Source organism: Cyanobium sp. Maggiore-St4-Cus, assembly GCF_024345615.1.
Lineage (GTDB): Bacteria > Cyanobacteriota > Cyanobacteriia > PCC-6307 > Cyanobiaceae > Cyanobium_A > Cyanobium_A usitatum.
The window spans coordinates 159,990-173,003 of sequence record NZ_JAGQBL010000006.1; the positions used below are offsets into that span (position 1 = coordinate 159,990).

The 13,014-nt window shown below is 66.7% G+C and carries 19 protein-coding genes; 7 read left to right on the top strand and 12 right to left on the bottom strand.

Features of this window, described 5'->3' with window-relative positions:
• Nucleotides 1–40: 40 nt before the first annotated feature.
• The 4 genes from KBY99_RS07760 to pheS are packed head-to-tail and all read right to left on the bottom strand — an operon-like array spanning nucleotide 41 to nucleotide 3,159.
• A complete protein-coding gene (locus tag KBY99_RS07760) occupies nucleotides 41–514 on the bottom strand; it encodes a DUF192 domain-containing protein (protein ID WP_254998371.1) in 474 nt (157 codons plus the stop codon).
• Nucleotides 511–1,182: a winged-helix domain-containing protein gene (locus tag KBY99_RS07765; protein ID WP_254942835.1), complete on the bottom strand. Its 672-nt coding sequence runs from the start codon at nucleotides 1,180–1,182 to the stop codon at nucleotides 511–513. The genes KBY99_RS07760 and KBY99_RS07765 overlap by 4 nt, the downstream gene beginning before the upstream one ends.
• Nucleotides 1,179–2,096, bottom strand: coding sequence for an NAD(+) kinase (locus KBY99_RS07770; RefSeq protein WP_254959720.1), 918 nt, complete (start codon nucleotides 2,094–2,096; stop codon nucleotides 1,179–1,181). The genes KBY99_RS07765 and KBY99_RS07770 overlap by 4 nt, the downstream gene beginning before the upstream one ends.
• A 55-nt stretch (nucleotides 2,097–2,151) precedes the next feature.
• Nucleotides 2,152–3,159 (bottom strand): phenylalanine--tRNA ligase subunit alpha, encoded by a 1,008-nt coding sequence (gene pheS / locus KBY99_RS07775; RefSeq protein WP_106502230.1) that lies wholly within the window; start codon nucleotides 3,157–3,159, stop codon nucleotides 2,152–2,154.
• A gap of 72 nt (nucleotides 3,160–3,231) precedes the next feature.
• On the opposite strand from pheS, the gene surE reads away from it, so the two are divergent.
• Nucleotides 3,232–4,017, top strand: a complete 786-nt coding sequence (surE, locus tag KBY99_RS07780; RefSeq protein ID WP_254998418.1) for a 5'/3'-nucleotidase SurE — start codon at nucleotides 3,232–3,234, stop codon at nucleotides 4,015–4,017.
• Nucleotides 4,018–4,028: 11 nt separating this feature from the next.
• On the opposite strand, the gene KBY99_RS07785 is transcribed toward surE, so the two are convergent.
• Entirely contained in the window at nucleotides 4,029–4,610 is a 582-nt protein-coding gene (locus KBY99_RS07785; protein ID WP_254998372.1) for a DUF3611 family protein, read from the bottom strand.
• Nucleotides 4,611–4,687: 77 nt separating this feature from the next.
• Here KBY99_RS07785 and KBY99_RS07790 point away from each other — a divergent pair, with 77 nt between their 5' ends.
• The 5 genes from KBY99_RS07790 to KBY99_RS07810 all read left to right on the top strand — a co-directional run bounded on the left by KBY99_RS07790 (nucleotide 4,688) and on the right by KBY99_RS07810 (nucleotide 8,295).
• Nucleotides 4,688–5,671, top strand: a complete 984-nt coding sequence (locus tag KBY99_RS07790) for a bifunctional riboflavin kinase/FAD synthetase (protein WP_409996548.1) — start codon at nucleotides 4,688–4,690, stop codon at nucleotides 5,669–5,671.
• A gap of 76 nt (nucleotides 5,672–5,747) precedes the next feature.
• Nucleotides 5,748–6,827: a thiamine phosphate synthase gene (locus tag KBY99_RS07795; RefSeq protein ID WP_254942839.1), complete on the top strand. Its 1,080-nt coding sequence runs from the start codon at nucleotides 5,748–5,750 to the stop codon at nucleotides 6,825–6,827.
• Nucleotides 6,827–7,030, top strand: a complete 204-nt coding sequence (gene thiS, locus KBY99_RS07800) for a sulfur carrier protein ThiS (protein WP_254998420.1) — start codon at nucleotides 6,827–6,829, stop codon at nucleotides 7,028–7,030. Before KBY99_RS07795 ends, thiS begins: the two co-directional genes overlap by 1 nt.
• A gap of 82 nt (nucleotides 7,031–7,112) precedes the next feature.
• The gene (locus tag KBY99_RS07805) at nucleotides 7,113–8,030 is read left to right on the top strand and encodes a DUF1517 domain-containing protein (RefSeq protein WP_254998421.1); all 918 of its coding nucleotides are present in this window, start codon (nucleotides 7,113–7,115) and stop codon (nucleotides 8,028–8,030) included.
• Nucleotides 8,031–8,136: 106 nt separating this feature from the next.
• Nucleotides 8,137–8,295, top strand: a complete 159-nt coding sequence (locus KBY99_RS07810; protein WP_254937779.1) for a hypothetical protein — start codon at nucleotides 8,137–8,139, stop codon at nucleotides 8,293–8,295.
• On the opposite strand, the gene larB is transcribed toward KBY99_RS07810, so the two are convergent.
• From larB to KBY99_RS07830, 4 genes are read right to left on the bottom strand one after another with little or no spacing between them, the layout of a single operon-like run.
• On the bottom strand, nucleotides 8,269–9,015 hold the full coding sequence (gene larB, locus KBY99_RS07815) for a nickel pincer cofactor biosynthesis protein LarB (protein WP_254998375.1): 747 nt from the start codon (nucleotides 9,013–9,015) through the stop codon (nucleotides 8,269–8,271). The genes KBY99_RS07810 and larB overlap by 27 nt on opposite strands.
• Nucleotides 9,012–9,404 (bottom strand): TIGR03792 family protein, encoded by a 393-nt coding sequence (locus KBY99_RS07820; RefSeq protein WP_254998376.1) that lies wholly within the window; start codon nucleotides 9,402–9,404, stop codon nucleotides 9,012–9,014. Before KBY99_RS07820 ends, larB begins: the two co-directional genes overlap by 4 nt.
• A gap of 56 nt (nucleotides 9,405–9,460) precedes the next feature.
• Complete coding sequence (gene ispF, locus KBY99_RS07825; protein WP_254998377.1) at nucleotides 9,461–9,946, bottom strand: 2-C-methyl-D-erythritol 2,4-cyclodiphosphate synthase; 486 nt, start codon at nucleotides 9,944–9,946, stop codon at nucleotides 9,461–9,463.
• Between the two features lie 59 nt (nucleotides 9,947–10,005).
• Nucleotides 10,006–10,425: an NfeD family protein gene (locus KBY99_RS07830; RefSeq protein ID WP_254998378.1), complete on the bottom strand. Its 420-nt coding sequence runs from the start codon at nucleotides 10,423–10,425 to the stop codon at nucleotides 10,006–10,008.
• Between the two features lie 75 nt (nucleotides 10,426–10,500).
• Between KBY99_RS07830 and KBY99_RS07835 the strand changes: the two genes are divergently transcribed.
• Nucleotides 10,501–11,382, top strand: a complete 882-nt coding sequence (locus KBY99_RS07835) for an SPFH domain-containing protein (protein ID WP_254998423.1) — start codon at nucleotides 10,501–10,503, stop codon at nucleotides 11,380–11,382.
• Here the strand turns inward: KBY99_RS07835 and KBY99_RS07840 are convergent.
• Genes KBY99_RS07840 through KBY99_RS07850 form a run of 3 tightly spaced genes read right to left on the bottom strand, consistent with a single transcriptional unit; the run spans nucleotide 11,373 to nucleotide 13,007 of the window.
• Nucleotides 11,373–11,756 carry a heavy metal-binding domain-containing protein gene (locus tag KBY99_RS07840; RefSeq protein ID WP_254998380.1) on the bottom strand — a complete coding sequence of 128 codons (384 nt, stop codon included), beginning with the start codon at nucleotides 11,754–11,756 and terminating at the stop codon, nucleotides 11,373–11,375. The genes KBY99_RS07835 and KBY99_RS07840 overlap by 10 nt on opposite strands.
• Before the next feature lie 41 nt (nucleotides 11,757–11,797).
• Nucleotides 11,798–12,499, bottom strand: coding sequence for a tRNA (guanosine(37)-N1)-methyltransferase TrmD (trmD, locus tag KBY99_RS07845; protein WP_254998381.1), 702 nt, complete (start codon nucleotides 12,497–12,499; stop codon nucleotides 11,798–11,800).
• A gap of 4 nt (nucleotides 12,500–12,503) precedes the next feature.
• Nucleotides 12,504–13,007: a phycobiliprotein lyase gene (locus KBY99_RS07850; protein ID WP_254998383.1), complete on the bottom strand. Its 504-nt coding sequence runs from the start codon at nucleotides 13,005–13,007 to the stop codon at nucleotides 12,504–12,506.
• Nucleotides 13,008–13,014 lie beyond the last annotated feature (7 nt).

A 13,014-nucleotide genomic window follows, 5' to 3' on the forward strand; every position in this document is an offset into this window, starting at 1 on the left:
GTTTCCCATTCTGGTCATCAGGATGGCTACCGGCTGTAGCTCAGGGTGCCGCCTGGCCTCCTAGCGCCTCTAGCCGCACCGCCGTGCCCACCTGGATGACATGGGCTGCGGCCTGGCCGGCGGCAAGCTCCAGCACGCCGTCCACCTCCTGATCAGGGCCGTAGCTGCGGCAGGGCAGGTGCAGGCAGGGTTTGGTGTGGGCTTCGATCGCCACCACCCGGCCGCCCTGCACAAACAACATGTCGAGGGGTTCGGGGGTGCGGTGCATCCAGAAGCGCGCCAGCGACGGCGGGTTGTAGGGGAACCACATGCCCCGCAATGGCGCTAGCGCCGGCCGCAGCTGCAGGCCCTTGCTCTGCTTTTCGGGGGTGTCGGCCACCTCCAGGGCGATACAGCGATCAGGCGCCAGGCACCAGCGGGCCGTGATCGGCAGCCATTGGGGCGGCGGCGTGAAGCCGCACAGCAGGGCAGCCACCCCAGGTAGGGCTAGCCCCCAGCCGCGTCTGGCGCTCATTCGCGGGCCTCCAGCTGGGGCAGCCGCTCGCTCAGGCAATAGCCCTGACCGCGGATCGTGTGGATCAGCCGTCGTTCGCCGCCCTCCTCCAGCTTCTGGCGCAGGTAGCGCACATAGACCTCAATCACGTTGCTGCTGCTGTTGCTGGCCTGCTCGTCGTTCCATACCTGGCGCAGGATCAACTCCCGGCTCACCACAGTGCCCTTGCGCTCCAGCAGCAGCAGCAGCAGCTGGTATTCCCTGGCCGTCAGGCCCACGGGCCGCGCTCCCCGTTTCACTTGGCGGGTGCTGGGATTCAGCACCAGGTCGCCCACCTGCAGTAGCTGGGCCGGCACATTGGCGCGGCTTGTGAGATCTAGATGCAATCGCAGCCGCATCAGCAGGTCGCTGGGGCCGAGGCTCGAAAGCCAGAAGTCGTCTGCTCCTGAGCTGAGGCAGTGGACCCGCGCCTCCACCGTGTCGTCGCCCACATCCAGCAGCACGGGGATGGGGCCCCACTGTTCTCGCAGGGAGGCGATGCGGCCCGAATCGCCGCTGGAAAGCAGCACCGCATCTGGGGTTGCCCCAGCCGGCACAGGCTCCCTGCAGCACGAGTAGCCGGAAGCCTCCAGCCGTGGCGCCAGGGCCTCGGCTTCCGGGCCCAGCAGCAGGATGTGGGAATCGTTCATGGCGCCGTGCCGTTGCCGGGCTTGGCCACGTGGGGCAGGCCCCAACCCAATTTGTTGCGCAGCACCTGGAAAAACTCGTGGTCGGCCAGCCGCACAAAGCGCACGGGCTGCTCGCTGCGGCGTACCAGGATTCGATCCTCCGGCCAGATGTAACAACCAGCGCTGCCATCCACCACCATCATCAGTCGCTCGGGCGTGGCGGGAAACACCGTCACCGGCTCGCGGTCGCTGAACACCAGGGCGCGCGAAGCCAGCGAATGGGGTGCGATCGGCGTGAGTTGCAGCACCGGGCAGTCGGGGGTGATCACCGGTCCGCCGGCGCTGAGGGCGTAGGCGGTGGAGCCGGTGGGAGTGGCAAGGATCACCCCGTCGGCGGCGATATCGACCGGCGCATGGCGGCCGATGGCGATTTCGAAGTGGCACATCGAGGTGAGCGGCTCGCGGTGCAAGGCCATTTCGTTGAGGCAGAGCACCTCCCAGCGCCGCTGCTCGCCGCGCATCACGCTGACGATCAGCATCGTGCGCTCCTCCACCGTCCACTCGCCGGAGAGCACCTGCTCCAGGGCCCCCTCCAGCTGGTGCAGGTAGGCCTCCGCCAGAAAGCCCAGATGGCCCGTATTGATGGTGAGGATCGGGACGCCAACCGGAGCCGTTTGACGGGCGGCTGAAAGCACGGTGCCGTCGCCGCCCAGCACCACCGCCAGGCTTAGATCCCGGTCGAAGCCGGCCGGCACGCAGGCCGCATAGCCCCGGGTGCGCAGGTGCTGGTCGGGGTTGGCGAAACCCACCATGCCGCCGGAGCTACTAACCCGTACCACGCCGTAGCCGGCCGCCGTAAAACGCGCCTCGATGGCGTCGGCGGTGGACAGGGCGAGGTCCTTGCCGTCATTCACGATCAGTCCGACGCGGGGCACCGATCGGGAAGCGAGGGGCTGTCCGAGTTTATGGGGCTCCAATCAAACCGCCCAACTAAAATTGCTCCAGGAAGCGCAGGTCGCTGGTGTAGAGCCGGCGAATGTCGTCGATGCCGTGGCGCACCATGCAGAAGCGCTCGACGCCCAGGCCAGCGGCAAAGCCGCTCCAGCGCTCTGGATCAAGGCCCATACCGGTGAGCACGGCGGGGTCGACCATGCCGCAGCCCATCACCTCCAGCCAGCGGCCACGCCACTGCACATCCACCTCGGCGCTGGGTTCGGTGAAGGGGAAGTAGCTGGCCCGAAAGCGCACCGGTAGGTCGCCGAAGAACTGTTGCAGAAAGGCCGTGACGGTGCCGCGCAGGTGGCTGAAGTCCAACCCCTCATCAATCGCCAGCACCTCCACCTGGTGGAACACGGGCGAGTGGGTGGCATCCACGGCGTCGCGGCGATACACCCGCCCTGGGGCGATAACCCGCACTGGCGGTGGGTTGTTCTCCAGGTAGCGGATCTGCACCGGCGAGGTGTGGGTGCGCAGCAGTTGGCTATCGCCCAGATAAAAGGTGTCCTGCATGTCCCGGGCGGGGTGATGCTCGGGAATGTTGAGGGCCGTGAAGTTGTAGTAATCGCTCTCGATCTCAGGCCCCTCCGACACCCGATATCCCAGGCCGGCAAAGATGTCGACGATCTCTTCGATCGTGCTGATTAAGGGGTGGCGGTGGCCCGGCGGCGTGAAGCTGCAGGCCGCAGTGACGTCAATGGTTTCGCCGGCGAGACGCTCGGCCATGGCTGCGCTTTTCACTGCCGTAAGCCGCTCGCCAAGGAGCGCCTGCACCTGCTCTTTGAGCACGTTGGCCCTTTGGCCGATCAGGGGCCGCTCATCGCCAGGCAGCTTGCCCATGGCGCCGAGCACGCCAGAAAGGCGCCCCTTCTTGCCGAGCAGTCCCACTCGAAGTTCTTCCAGTTCAGCAGCGGTGCTGGCGGTGGAGATCTCTGCTGCAGCCTGGCTTTCCAGCGCCTGGAGCTGGTCGGTGAGCTGCTGCAGGGAAACGGTGGCGCTCACGGCAGGGGCGGAGGGATTGCTGACTGTAAGGAGCCGCCCCAGTTACCTTGCGGCTAAATGGCGTTAGGCCCGATGGCACCGCTCAAGATCCTGATCAGCAACGACGACGGGGTCTTCGCTGAAGGCATTCGAACTCTGGCCAATGCGGCCCTGGCCCGCGGCCACCAGGTGAGTGTGGTGTGTCCTGACCAGGAGCGCTCCGCTACGGGCCACGGTCTCACCCTGCAGACCCCTATTCGGGCGGAGCGGGCTGATGAGTTGTTCGATGATGGCGTCCAGGCCTGGGCCTGCAGCGGCACCCCCTCGGACTGCGTCAAGCTCGCCCTGTTTTCTTTGCTGGATGAGTGGCCGGATCTGGTGCTCTCCGGCATCAACCACGGCCCCAACCTGGGCACAGATGTGCTGTATTCCGGCACGGTGAGTGCGGCGATGGAGGGCACGATTGAGGGCCTTCCCGCCCTGGCAGTAAGTAGTGCCGACTTTCAATGGCGCCAATTTGCGCCAGCGGCACGCCTCGCCCTCGATGTGGCTGAGCGGATGCTGGCGGAGGGTTGGCCCAGCAACATGTTGCTCAATCTCAATGTGCCGCCCCGGCCGGCAGAGGCGATTGGAGCGCTGCGCTGGTGCAATTCAGCGGTGCGCCGCTACACCGACCAGTTCGAGCAGCGGGTAGACCCCCGCGGCCGCAGCTACTACTGGCTGGCGGGGGAAGTGGTCAACGATCTGGAGGCCCAGGTGTCGGGGCCGGCGGCCTGGCCCACCGATGTGGCCCAGATCAATGCCGGTGGTGTCTCCCTGACGCCGCTCCAACCGGATATTTTTTGGCGAGGCCGCACGGCTGATCTGCCGGTTTGGTGAGCGGCCGATAATCAGGCTGTGCGGTAAACCCGCTGCAGCAGCCAGAGGCTGATCCAGAGCCCGATCAGGTGGGCAAACAGCACCTGGGTGTTGCCCAGTACGGCCAGCATTTCGATCGAGGTGATCGGTAGACCGATCACTCGACCAGCCACGCCAGGGGCCGCCTGGATTTGGGCACCAAAGAAGCCGGGCACCTGTTGGGAGGCCTGCACGAACAGGCTGCCCGCCAGCGACTGATAGCCCAGCACCGCCAGGGTGATGCCGGCCAGGTCGGCCAGCACGCCCCGCTTGATCAGCCGCGAGGTTTCACCCTTGCTGGGCCGCACCGGCGAATTCAGGGCCCGGCCGCAGCGCACCACCAGCCAGCTCTGCCAGATGCACCAGAGCAGCAGCAGGAAGGCGATGGTGGTGAGCGAGATGCCAGGCCCCAGGCCGAGGGCGCGGGCTGAATTGGCCGCCAGGCGGCCGCCGATGTTGTTGAAAAGCAGCACCCCAACCACCACCACCCCCAGCACCACCTGGGACCAGAGCCGAATCCAGCCCAGGCGCCGCAATGCCGCGGCGATTAGCTGCAGGTCGAGGCGGTCAGCCATTCAGCCATCCAGATGGGTGACCCAAAGGTGCCATGGGAGAATCGATTTGGCTCCCGTTGCCTTTGGGTTCCGTAGCGTTGATACCCCTGCGATCCCCCCAGGAGGCCCTGCGCCCCACGGCCATCGCCCTCGGCAGCTTTGATGGCCTGCATCAGGGCCATCGCCGCGTCATCGCGGCGGTTACTGCTGCGGCTGGCAACGAAGCGGCGGCGATTCCCACGGTGGTGAGCTTTTGGCCCCATCCCCGCGAGGTGCTGCACGGCGAGGCGCGCTTGCGGCTCGACCTGCCCGCTGAAAAGCTGCATCTGCTGGAGCCCCTGGGCATTGAGCAGCTGGTGCTGGTGCCCTTCAGCCGGGAGCTGGCCGCCCTCAGCCCCGAGGCCTTCGTGGAGCAGGTGCTCGTGGGCCAGCTGGCGGCCCAGCGGGTCGCCGTCGGTGACAACTTCCGCTTCGGGGCCGGCCGAAGTGGCGACAGTCAGGCCCTGGCGGTGATTGGTGCCCGTCACGGCATCGAGGTGCAGGTGCTGCCGATGCTCTGGGATGGCGAGGAGCGGGTGAGCAGCAGCCGCATCCGCCGGGCCCTAGGGGCCGGAGATCTGGCGGAAGCCCGCCGCTTGCTGGAGCGTCCTTATCGCTTCAGCGGGCTAGTGGTGCGTGGTCGCGGGCTTGGTAAGCAACTCGGTTGGCCCACCGCCAACCTGCAGGTGGATGGCCGTAAGTTTTTGCCGCTGGAGGGGGTTTATGCAGCGACCGCGTCTGTGGAAGGTGGGGCCATGTTGCCGGCGGTCATGAACCTCGGCCCCCAGCCCACGGTGGATCCCACGGCTCCCTCGGCGGTGGAGGTGCACCTGCTCGATCGGCAGCTGGAGCTTGAGGGATTGGAGCTGGTGGTGGAGCCGCTGCAACTGCTGCGCCGCCAGCAAACCTTCGCCAGCTTTGAGCAGTTAGCAGCCCAGATTGCGGCCGATGCCCAGCTGGCTCGTGCCTTATGCGCCGGGATAGGCGTGGGTGAGACCCCAGCCAATGAAGGTGGCGATCCCGCCGAGCAGCAGAATCCCTGAAATCAGCACCAGCATCGGGCTGTCGGTATTGGCCCGATTTGGATTGCCTGGCTCGCCTGCCATTGGCCCCTGTGTGATGGATCCCACCCTAGACAGCTCCTCCAGCCCAGCTCGCGACCGGCTGCTTGATGCCAACCTCGATCGGGCTCGGGAGGGCTTGCGGGTGCTGGAAGATTGGGCCCGCTTTGGCCTCGATCGGGGCGATTTGGTGGTGCGCACCAAGGACATGCGCCAGCGGCTGGGCAGGTTGCATCGCGATGCCTACAAGTTCGCGCGCCACACCGCCACCGATCCGGCCGCGGGCCTCGGCCATCCGGCCCAAGCGGAGCGATCTAGCCCCAGCGCCGTGGTGGGTGCCAACGCCGGCCGGGTGCAGGAGGCTTTGCGGGTGCTGGAGGAATTTGGGCGCAGCAGCGATCCCCTGCTGGCGGAGGAGGCCTCAGCTCTGCGCTATCTGCTCTACGACCTGGAAGTGGATTTGTTGCAGGCCTGTCGTCTGGCCGCTGCGGGCGGGGCGGGCCGCCGAGAGCTGCTGGCTAGCTGCCGCCTTTATTTAGTTACCTCGCCAGTGCCCGACCTGGAGGGGGTGGTGGCCGCCGCCCTGGGGGCCGGGGTACGCCTGGTGCAATACCGCGCCAAGGAGGCCGCCGGTCTCGATGACCTGCAAAAACTCAGCCAGGCCCGGGCCCTGCGCCAACTCTGCGCCGCCCATGGCGCCCTGTTTTTGGTGAATGATCGAATTGATATTGCCCTGGCGGTGGAGGCCGACGGGGTGCACCTGGGCCAGGGGGATCTGCCGCCGGCGGTGGCGCGCCAGCTGCTGGGCCCCGATCGGTTGATTGGCCGCAGCACCCATGCCCTGGACCAGCTGCAGCAGGCGGTCAGCGATGGCTGCGACTACCTGGGAGTCGGCCCGGTGGAAGCCACCCCCACCAAGCCCGGCCGGGAGCCGGTGGGGCTCGATTACGTACGCCAGGCCGCGGCGGCTAGTCCGATCCCCTTCTTTGCCATCGGCGGGCTGGAGGCCAGCAAGGTGGCGGCGGTGCGGGCTGCTGGAGCCCAGCGGATTGCGGTGGTGCGGGCGATCACCGAGGCGGTTGATCCGGCTGCCGCCACCGCCGAGCTGCTGGCAGCACTTGAGGCGCCGGCTCTGTGATCACCCTGCAGGTAAACGGCGATCAGCGAGTTTGCTCAGACGGGCTCAATTTGGAGCAGGCCCTGCTGGAACTGGGCTACAAACCCCGCTTGGTGGTGGTGGAGTTCAACGGCACGATTTTGCCCAGACAGCTCTGGCCCGCCCAGCCGGTGGTGGAATCCGATGTGCTGGAGGTGGTCACCATTGTGGGCGGTGGTTCCTAGATTTCGACCAATTGCTTTCAGCGCCTTGGCGCTTTCAACCCGTTTGGTTTTGCGGCGCTGTTTCAGCTTGTTGGCCGTGCCGATGTTGGCCCTGAGCCTGTTGGTGGTGCACCCCAGCCCCAGCTGGGCCGCCAGTGGCGGCCGCATCGGTGGCGGCAGCTTCCGCTCGGCCCCCTCGATGCCAAGGAGCTATGGCGGTGGTGGCTACGGAGGAGGTGGTGGCTACAACAGCGGCTACCGCGGTGGCTACGGGGGAGGGGGCATTGGCTTTCCCTTCCTGATTCCAATGTTTGGTTTTGGTGGTGGCGGCCTGTTCGGTTTCCTTGTGCTGATGGCCGTGGGAGGTCTGTTGCTCAACGCGGTGCGAGGTGGCGGTGGCGGCGGCCAGGGGCCAGCAATTTCCGGCAGCCCCGGCGATCTGGTGGGCGGCGGCCGTCCCGATGGCCCCGTCACGATCAGCCAGTTGCAGGTTGGGCTGCTGGCATCGGCCCGCCAGCTTCAAACCGATCTGCGCCGTCTAGCTGGCAGCGCTGACACCAGCCATGCGGCGGGCCTCCAAGCCCTGCTTCAAGAGACCACCTTGGCCCTGCTGCGCCACCCCGACCTCTGGGTCTATGCCAATTCAGAGGTGGGTCAGGTTCCTTTTGGTAGTGCCGAATCAACCTTCAATCGCCTCTCGATGACTGAGCGCAGCAAGTTGCAGCGGGAGGTCACCACCAATGTGGGCGGCAAGCGCTTTAGCGATGACAGCGTGGCTGCAGGTGATAGCGATGCCAGTAGCGATTTCATCGCCGTCACCCTGCTGGTAGCAAGCCGCAGCCGGCTTGCTCTTAAGGGTTCGGGCAGTGCCGACCAGGTGCGTGATTCGCTGCAGCAGCTCGGTGCCGTCGGCGCCGCTGATCTGCTGGCGATCGAGGTGATCTGGCAGCCTGAAGGGGCCGGTGAAGTGCTGAGCACCGAAGAATTGCTGACGGCCTACCCCCAGCTCCAACACCTCTAGGACTGTTGTCCTGGTTCGAGTCCCAAACGGCGAGGGGAGATCGTTGCTTCTCCCCTTGCCCCTGCCTGGCTAGCTACCCAAACTGCGCTGAGTGCCGGCTGGTTTGATGCTGCGTCGCTCGCCAACCTGGGTCAATACAGCTGTGCTGCTGCAGGCCATCGAGCGCTACGAGCAGGGACTCTTACCCCGCTCAATGCAGCTCTGGATCCAAGCGGTGCTCGAGATTGAGCAGCCCGGTTCAACTCCCCTGCGTCCCGGCTGCTGAGCGCCCAAGCCCGCAGCCCAGTATCCGCAGGGCTGCCATGGCGGCGCCATAACCGTTGTCGATGTTCACCACCGTGAGCCCGGGGGCGCAACTAGCCAACATGCCGTGCAGGGCTGCCACGCCACCGGCACTTACGCCGTAGCCCACAGCCACTGGCACTCCAATCACCGGCTGGGGAAGCAGCCCGGCCAGCACGGTGGGCAGGGCTCCCTCCATACCAGCGCAGGCGATCAGCACATCGGCATGACGCAGGTCTTCGAGGCGCTCCAGCAGGCGGTGCAGCCCCGCCACGCCCACATCCAGCACCAGCTCGGTAGCGATGCCATGGCAGGCCAGGGCCAGCTGGGCCTCGGCAGCCACCGGTAAATCGCTGGTGCCGCCGCTTAGCACCGCTACCCGACCCAGCCTTGATTCTGGGCTTGGTAGGAGGCCGGCGCTGAGACAGCGGGCCTGGGGATGGTGCTGCAGAAGCCAGGCCTCCCCTCTCTCCGGCCCTAGCAGTGCTGCCACGGCTTCAGCTTTCTCAGGGGAGACGCGGGTCACAAGCGCCAGCTCTCCTGCCCCATCCAGCTCCTCCAGGATCCGGGCGATCTGCTCGACACTTTTGTGCTCGCCCCAGATCGCCTCCACCATTCCCAGGCGCTGGCGGCGGCCAAGGTCGAGTCGATGCTCCGGGCTGCCGAGCACGTAGGTGGCCTGGTCTGCGCTGATGCGGTTCATGCCGGCAGCAGCTCACCTTCAAACACCAGCGGGAAGGGGTTGCCTTGCGATTGGCCGGTGGCCGCCTGGGCTAGCTGCTCGAAGCGCTCCTGCACCGCCTGCACCGCTTGCGGCGGAATCGCCTTCCAGTGCTCGCGATCGACCCAGCGGATCAGCAGGGTGCCCTCCTCGGTGACGGGATCCCAGAGCAGCTGGCGATCGAGAAAGCCCTCCTGCTGGGCCAGCCATGGTTCCCAGCTGCCCCGTTCCGCCTCAAGCCAGGCCTGGCGGCCCTCGGCCGGGACCTTAAGGCGCAGGTGTTCCACCACCACCACGTCGTAGGAGCCATCGGGCTCGGCAAAGGCCGCGTGCACCGGGCTGGCTTGGCTGGAGAGCAGCACCAGGGTCATCCCTAGAAGCAATATCGATCTCACAAACTTAGAAAAGCTGGACTGCCAGAGGCGGCTCACGGCTTTTGCAGCAGGACCACGGCGTGGCAGGAGATGCCCTCTTCGCGGCCTTCAGCCCCCAGCTGCTCGTTGGTGGTGGCCTTGACACCCACCTGATCAGCTGCCAGCCCCATGCGGGAGGCGATGGCAGAACGCATCTCGGCGATGTGGGGCTTGAGCTTGGGCCGCTCGGCCACTAACACTGAATCCACATTCACCACGCTCCAACCCCGCTCCATCACCAGGGCCACCACCTGCTCCAGCAGCTCCAGGCTGTCGGCCCCCTGCCACTGCGGGTCGTCCGGGGGGAAATAGAGGCCGATGTCACCCAGGGAAAGAGCCCCCAGCAGGGCGTCCATGATTGCGTGCACCAGCACGTCGGCATCGCTGTGGCCATCAAGCCCCAGGCCGGCGGGATGCTCCAGCCGCTGGCCGCCCAGGATCAGGGCCCGACCGGGCACCAGCCGGTGGATGTCGTAGCCGTTGCCGATGCGCAGTTGCATGGAGTGGGGGTGCTTGGTCTCAGTCTCCCCTAGGGCTGGATCTACACCAAGACCCAATCTCACCCAGGCCCCAGCACCTGCAGCTGATTGCCCTCTCGGCCCAGCACGGTCACGACCGCACCCGGGCTGAGAGCTTGGCTGCTGCCCAGGTTGACGGCGCTCCAGCTTTGGCCGTGCCAGCGCACCCGACCCGTTTCGCTGCCGTTGAAGCCACTGAGCACCGTGGCGGTTTCCGCTGGCGGCAGGCTGCGATGTCGCTGCCGCGTTGACCAGCGCCGCAGACCCAGCACCCCTAGGCCGGTGAGACCCGCCAGTAGCCCTAGCTGCAGCAGTGGCGGCAGGGGTAACCAGGCCGTCGCCACTGACAACACCAGAGCCACCACCGCTGCCGGCAGCAGGCCATCCACCTCAGCACCCGCCAGGGCAAGCAGCAGCAGGCCGGTGGCCAGCAGCAGCCAGAGGAGCGACACGGGAGCCATGGCGGCGCGGCGGGCGTGGGTGGTTCAGCCCGCCCATGCTGACTAGCGTTGGCATCTCCAGCTCGGATTCCCGCCGTGGAAGCTCTGCTCTCCCTGCCCGCCTTGGTGCTGATGGCCCTGCTGGGAGTTAGCAGCGTCAAGGTCACCAGCGGCGGCCAGTCGCGCCTGGTGGAGCGCCTTGGCAAGTACGACCGCCAGCTGCAGCCGGGCCTCTCCTTGGTTCTGCCGGGGCTGGAGAAGGTGGTGAGCCACGAATCGCTCAAGGAGCGGGTGCTCGATATTCCGCCCCAGCAGTGCATCACCCGCGACAACGTCGGCATCGAGGTGGATGCGGTGGTGTACTGGCAGTTGCTGGAACACGCCCGCGCCTACTACGCCGTCGACAATCTGCAGGCGGCAATGGTGAACCTGGTGCTGACCCAGATCCGCGCCGAGATGGGCAAGCTCGACCTCGACCAGACCTTCACCACCCGCCAAGAGGTGAATGAGGTGCTGATGAAGGAGCTGGATCAGGCCACCGATCCCTGGGGTGTGAAGGTGACACGGGTGGAGCTACGCGATATCCAGCCCTCCCGGGGCGTGCAGCAGGCGATGGAGCAGCAGATGACAGCCGAGCGGGAGAAGCGGGCAGCGATCCTGCGTTCGGAAGGGGAGCGCGACTCCCAGGTGAATGCGGCCCGGGGCCGGGCTGAAGCCCTGCTGCTGGATGCCGAAGCCCAGGCCAAGCAGCAGACCCTGCTGGCCCAGGCCAGGGCCGATGCGGCCAGTCGGCTGGCGGAGGCGATGCAGGCCAACCCCCAGGCCGCCGAGGCGATGCGTTTGCTTCTGGCCGGCGACTGGATGGCCATGGGCGAGCAGATGGCCCATGCGCCTGGAGGCAGTGTGCTGATGGTGGATCCCCAGAGTCCGGCAGCCCTACTCACGGCGTTGCGGGGTCTGCAGCAGGGTCAGAGCTGAGGCGGCAGCGGCGGCGGTGGAAGGCCCCTATCCCCAGAAGCCCAATCCCCAGCAGCCTCGAGCTTTACGGCAGTGCCGATGGCGCAAGCCATCAACATCCCACCCGCCTGTCCCAGCACCTCGTAGTCCACCCGCACCCCCACAACCGCATCGGCGCCCAGCAATCGAGCGCGCCTGCCTAGTTCCTGCAGGGCCATCTCTCGGGCCCGCTCCAGCGTGACCTCGTAGGACCTAGCCCGGCCGCCGATTAGGTCCCGGATTGAGGCCAGGATGTCGCGAAAGATATTGGCGCCCAAAATAGTTTCGCCGTGCACCAGGCCCAGGTAGTGCCGTATCGGCTGGCCTTCAAGGCTGGAGGTGGTGCTGAGCAGCATCGGTGTTAAGGCAACCGGAGGCTTAGCCCAGTTTGCTGTTTCTACTGCTGGACCTGTTGCTGCGCCTGCCAGCGCGCGAATAAATCCGGCCGGCGTTCGGCGGTGCGCTGCTGCTGCTGGTCAAATCGCCAGCGGGCGATGGCGCCATGGTCGCCGCTGCGCAGCACCGCCGGCACCTCCAGCTCCCGGAAGCTGGCGGGACGGGTGTAGTGGGGATGCTCGAGCAGCAGGGCGCTGTGGCTCTCCTCCTCGAGGCAGGCCTGGGTGCCCACGGTGCCGGGCAGCAGCCGCACCACGCCGTTGATGATCACCGCCGCCGGCAGCTCACCACCGGTGAGCACGAAGTCGCCGATCGACACCTCCTCATCAGCTAGGGAGCGGATGCGTTCATCGAAACCTTCGTAGTGGCCGCAGATCAACACCAGCTGGTCGTAGCCGCTGGCCCAGCGGCGCAGATCGGCCTGCTGCAGCGGGCTGCCCTGGGGGCTCATCAGCAGCACCCGCCGCCGCGGCAGCACCGGAATCGCCTCCACCGCGGCATACACCGGCTCTGGTTTGAGCACCATGCCGGCACCGCCGCCGTAGGGCTCGTCGTCGACTTTGCGGTATTTGTCGGTGGCGAAATCGCGGGGGTTGTGGGTGTGGAGCGCGGCGATGCCGGCAGCAAAGGCCCGGCCGATCACCCCCAGATCCAGCAGCGGCGCAAAGGCCTCCGGTGCCAGGCTCACCACATCAAGGCGCATTAGCTCAGCTCGCGGGCTCGACGGGCCGGCTCACCCGGCGGATCTCGGAGCTGAAGCTGGCCCGGCCGGGGCTGCCATCAGCGCTGGTTTCGACCGTGGAGCGCAGCCTCAGATTGGGCTTGGTGAACCAGATTCGCTCGCGCACCTCCCGACCATCACCTGTGATCACCAGCTCCAGGCTGCCGTCGGGCCAGAGCTGCCAGCGGCCCTGCTGCTCGCCGCTGCGGAAGCCACCTTGGGCGTCGAAGTGCAGCTGCTGCTGGGCCACCGCATCTTTCTGGCCCACTTGCAGGCCGCCCGCCCCACCAGCGGTCTCGGCCTCGAGAAAGGCCACCACCAGCTCGCCGCGGTCGCTTGTGTGCCAGCCGTCGTCGTCGTCATCTCCGGCATTTACCTCGCCGAGGGCGAACTGGCTGCGCAGGCCCATCCATTCGCCGGCGCAACAGCGCAGAAAGGATCCGATTTCTTCGGGAGGAAATGGGGCGGTGTTGGGTCTGGGCTCGCTCATGGGCGTG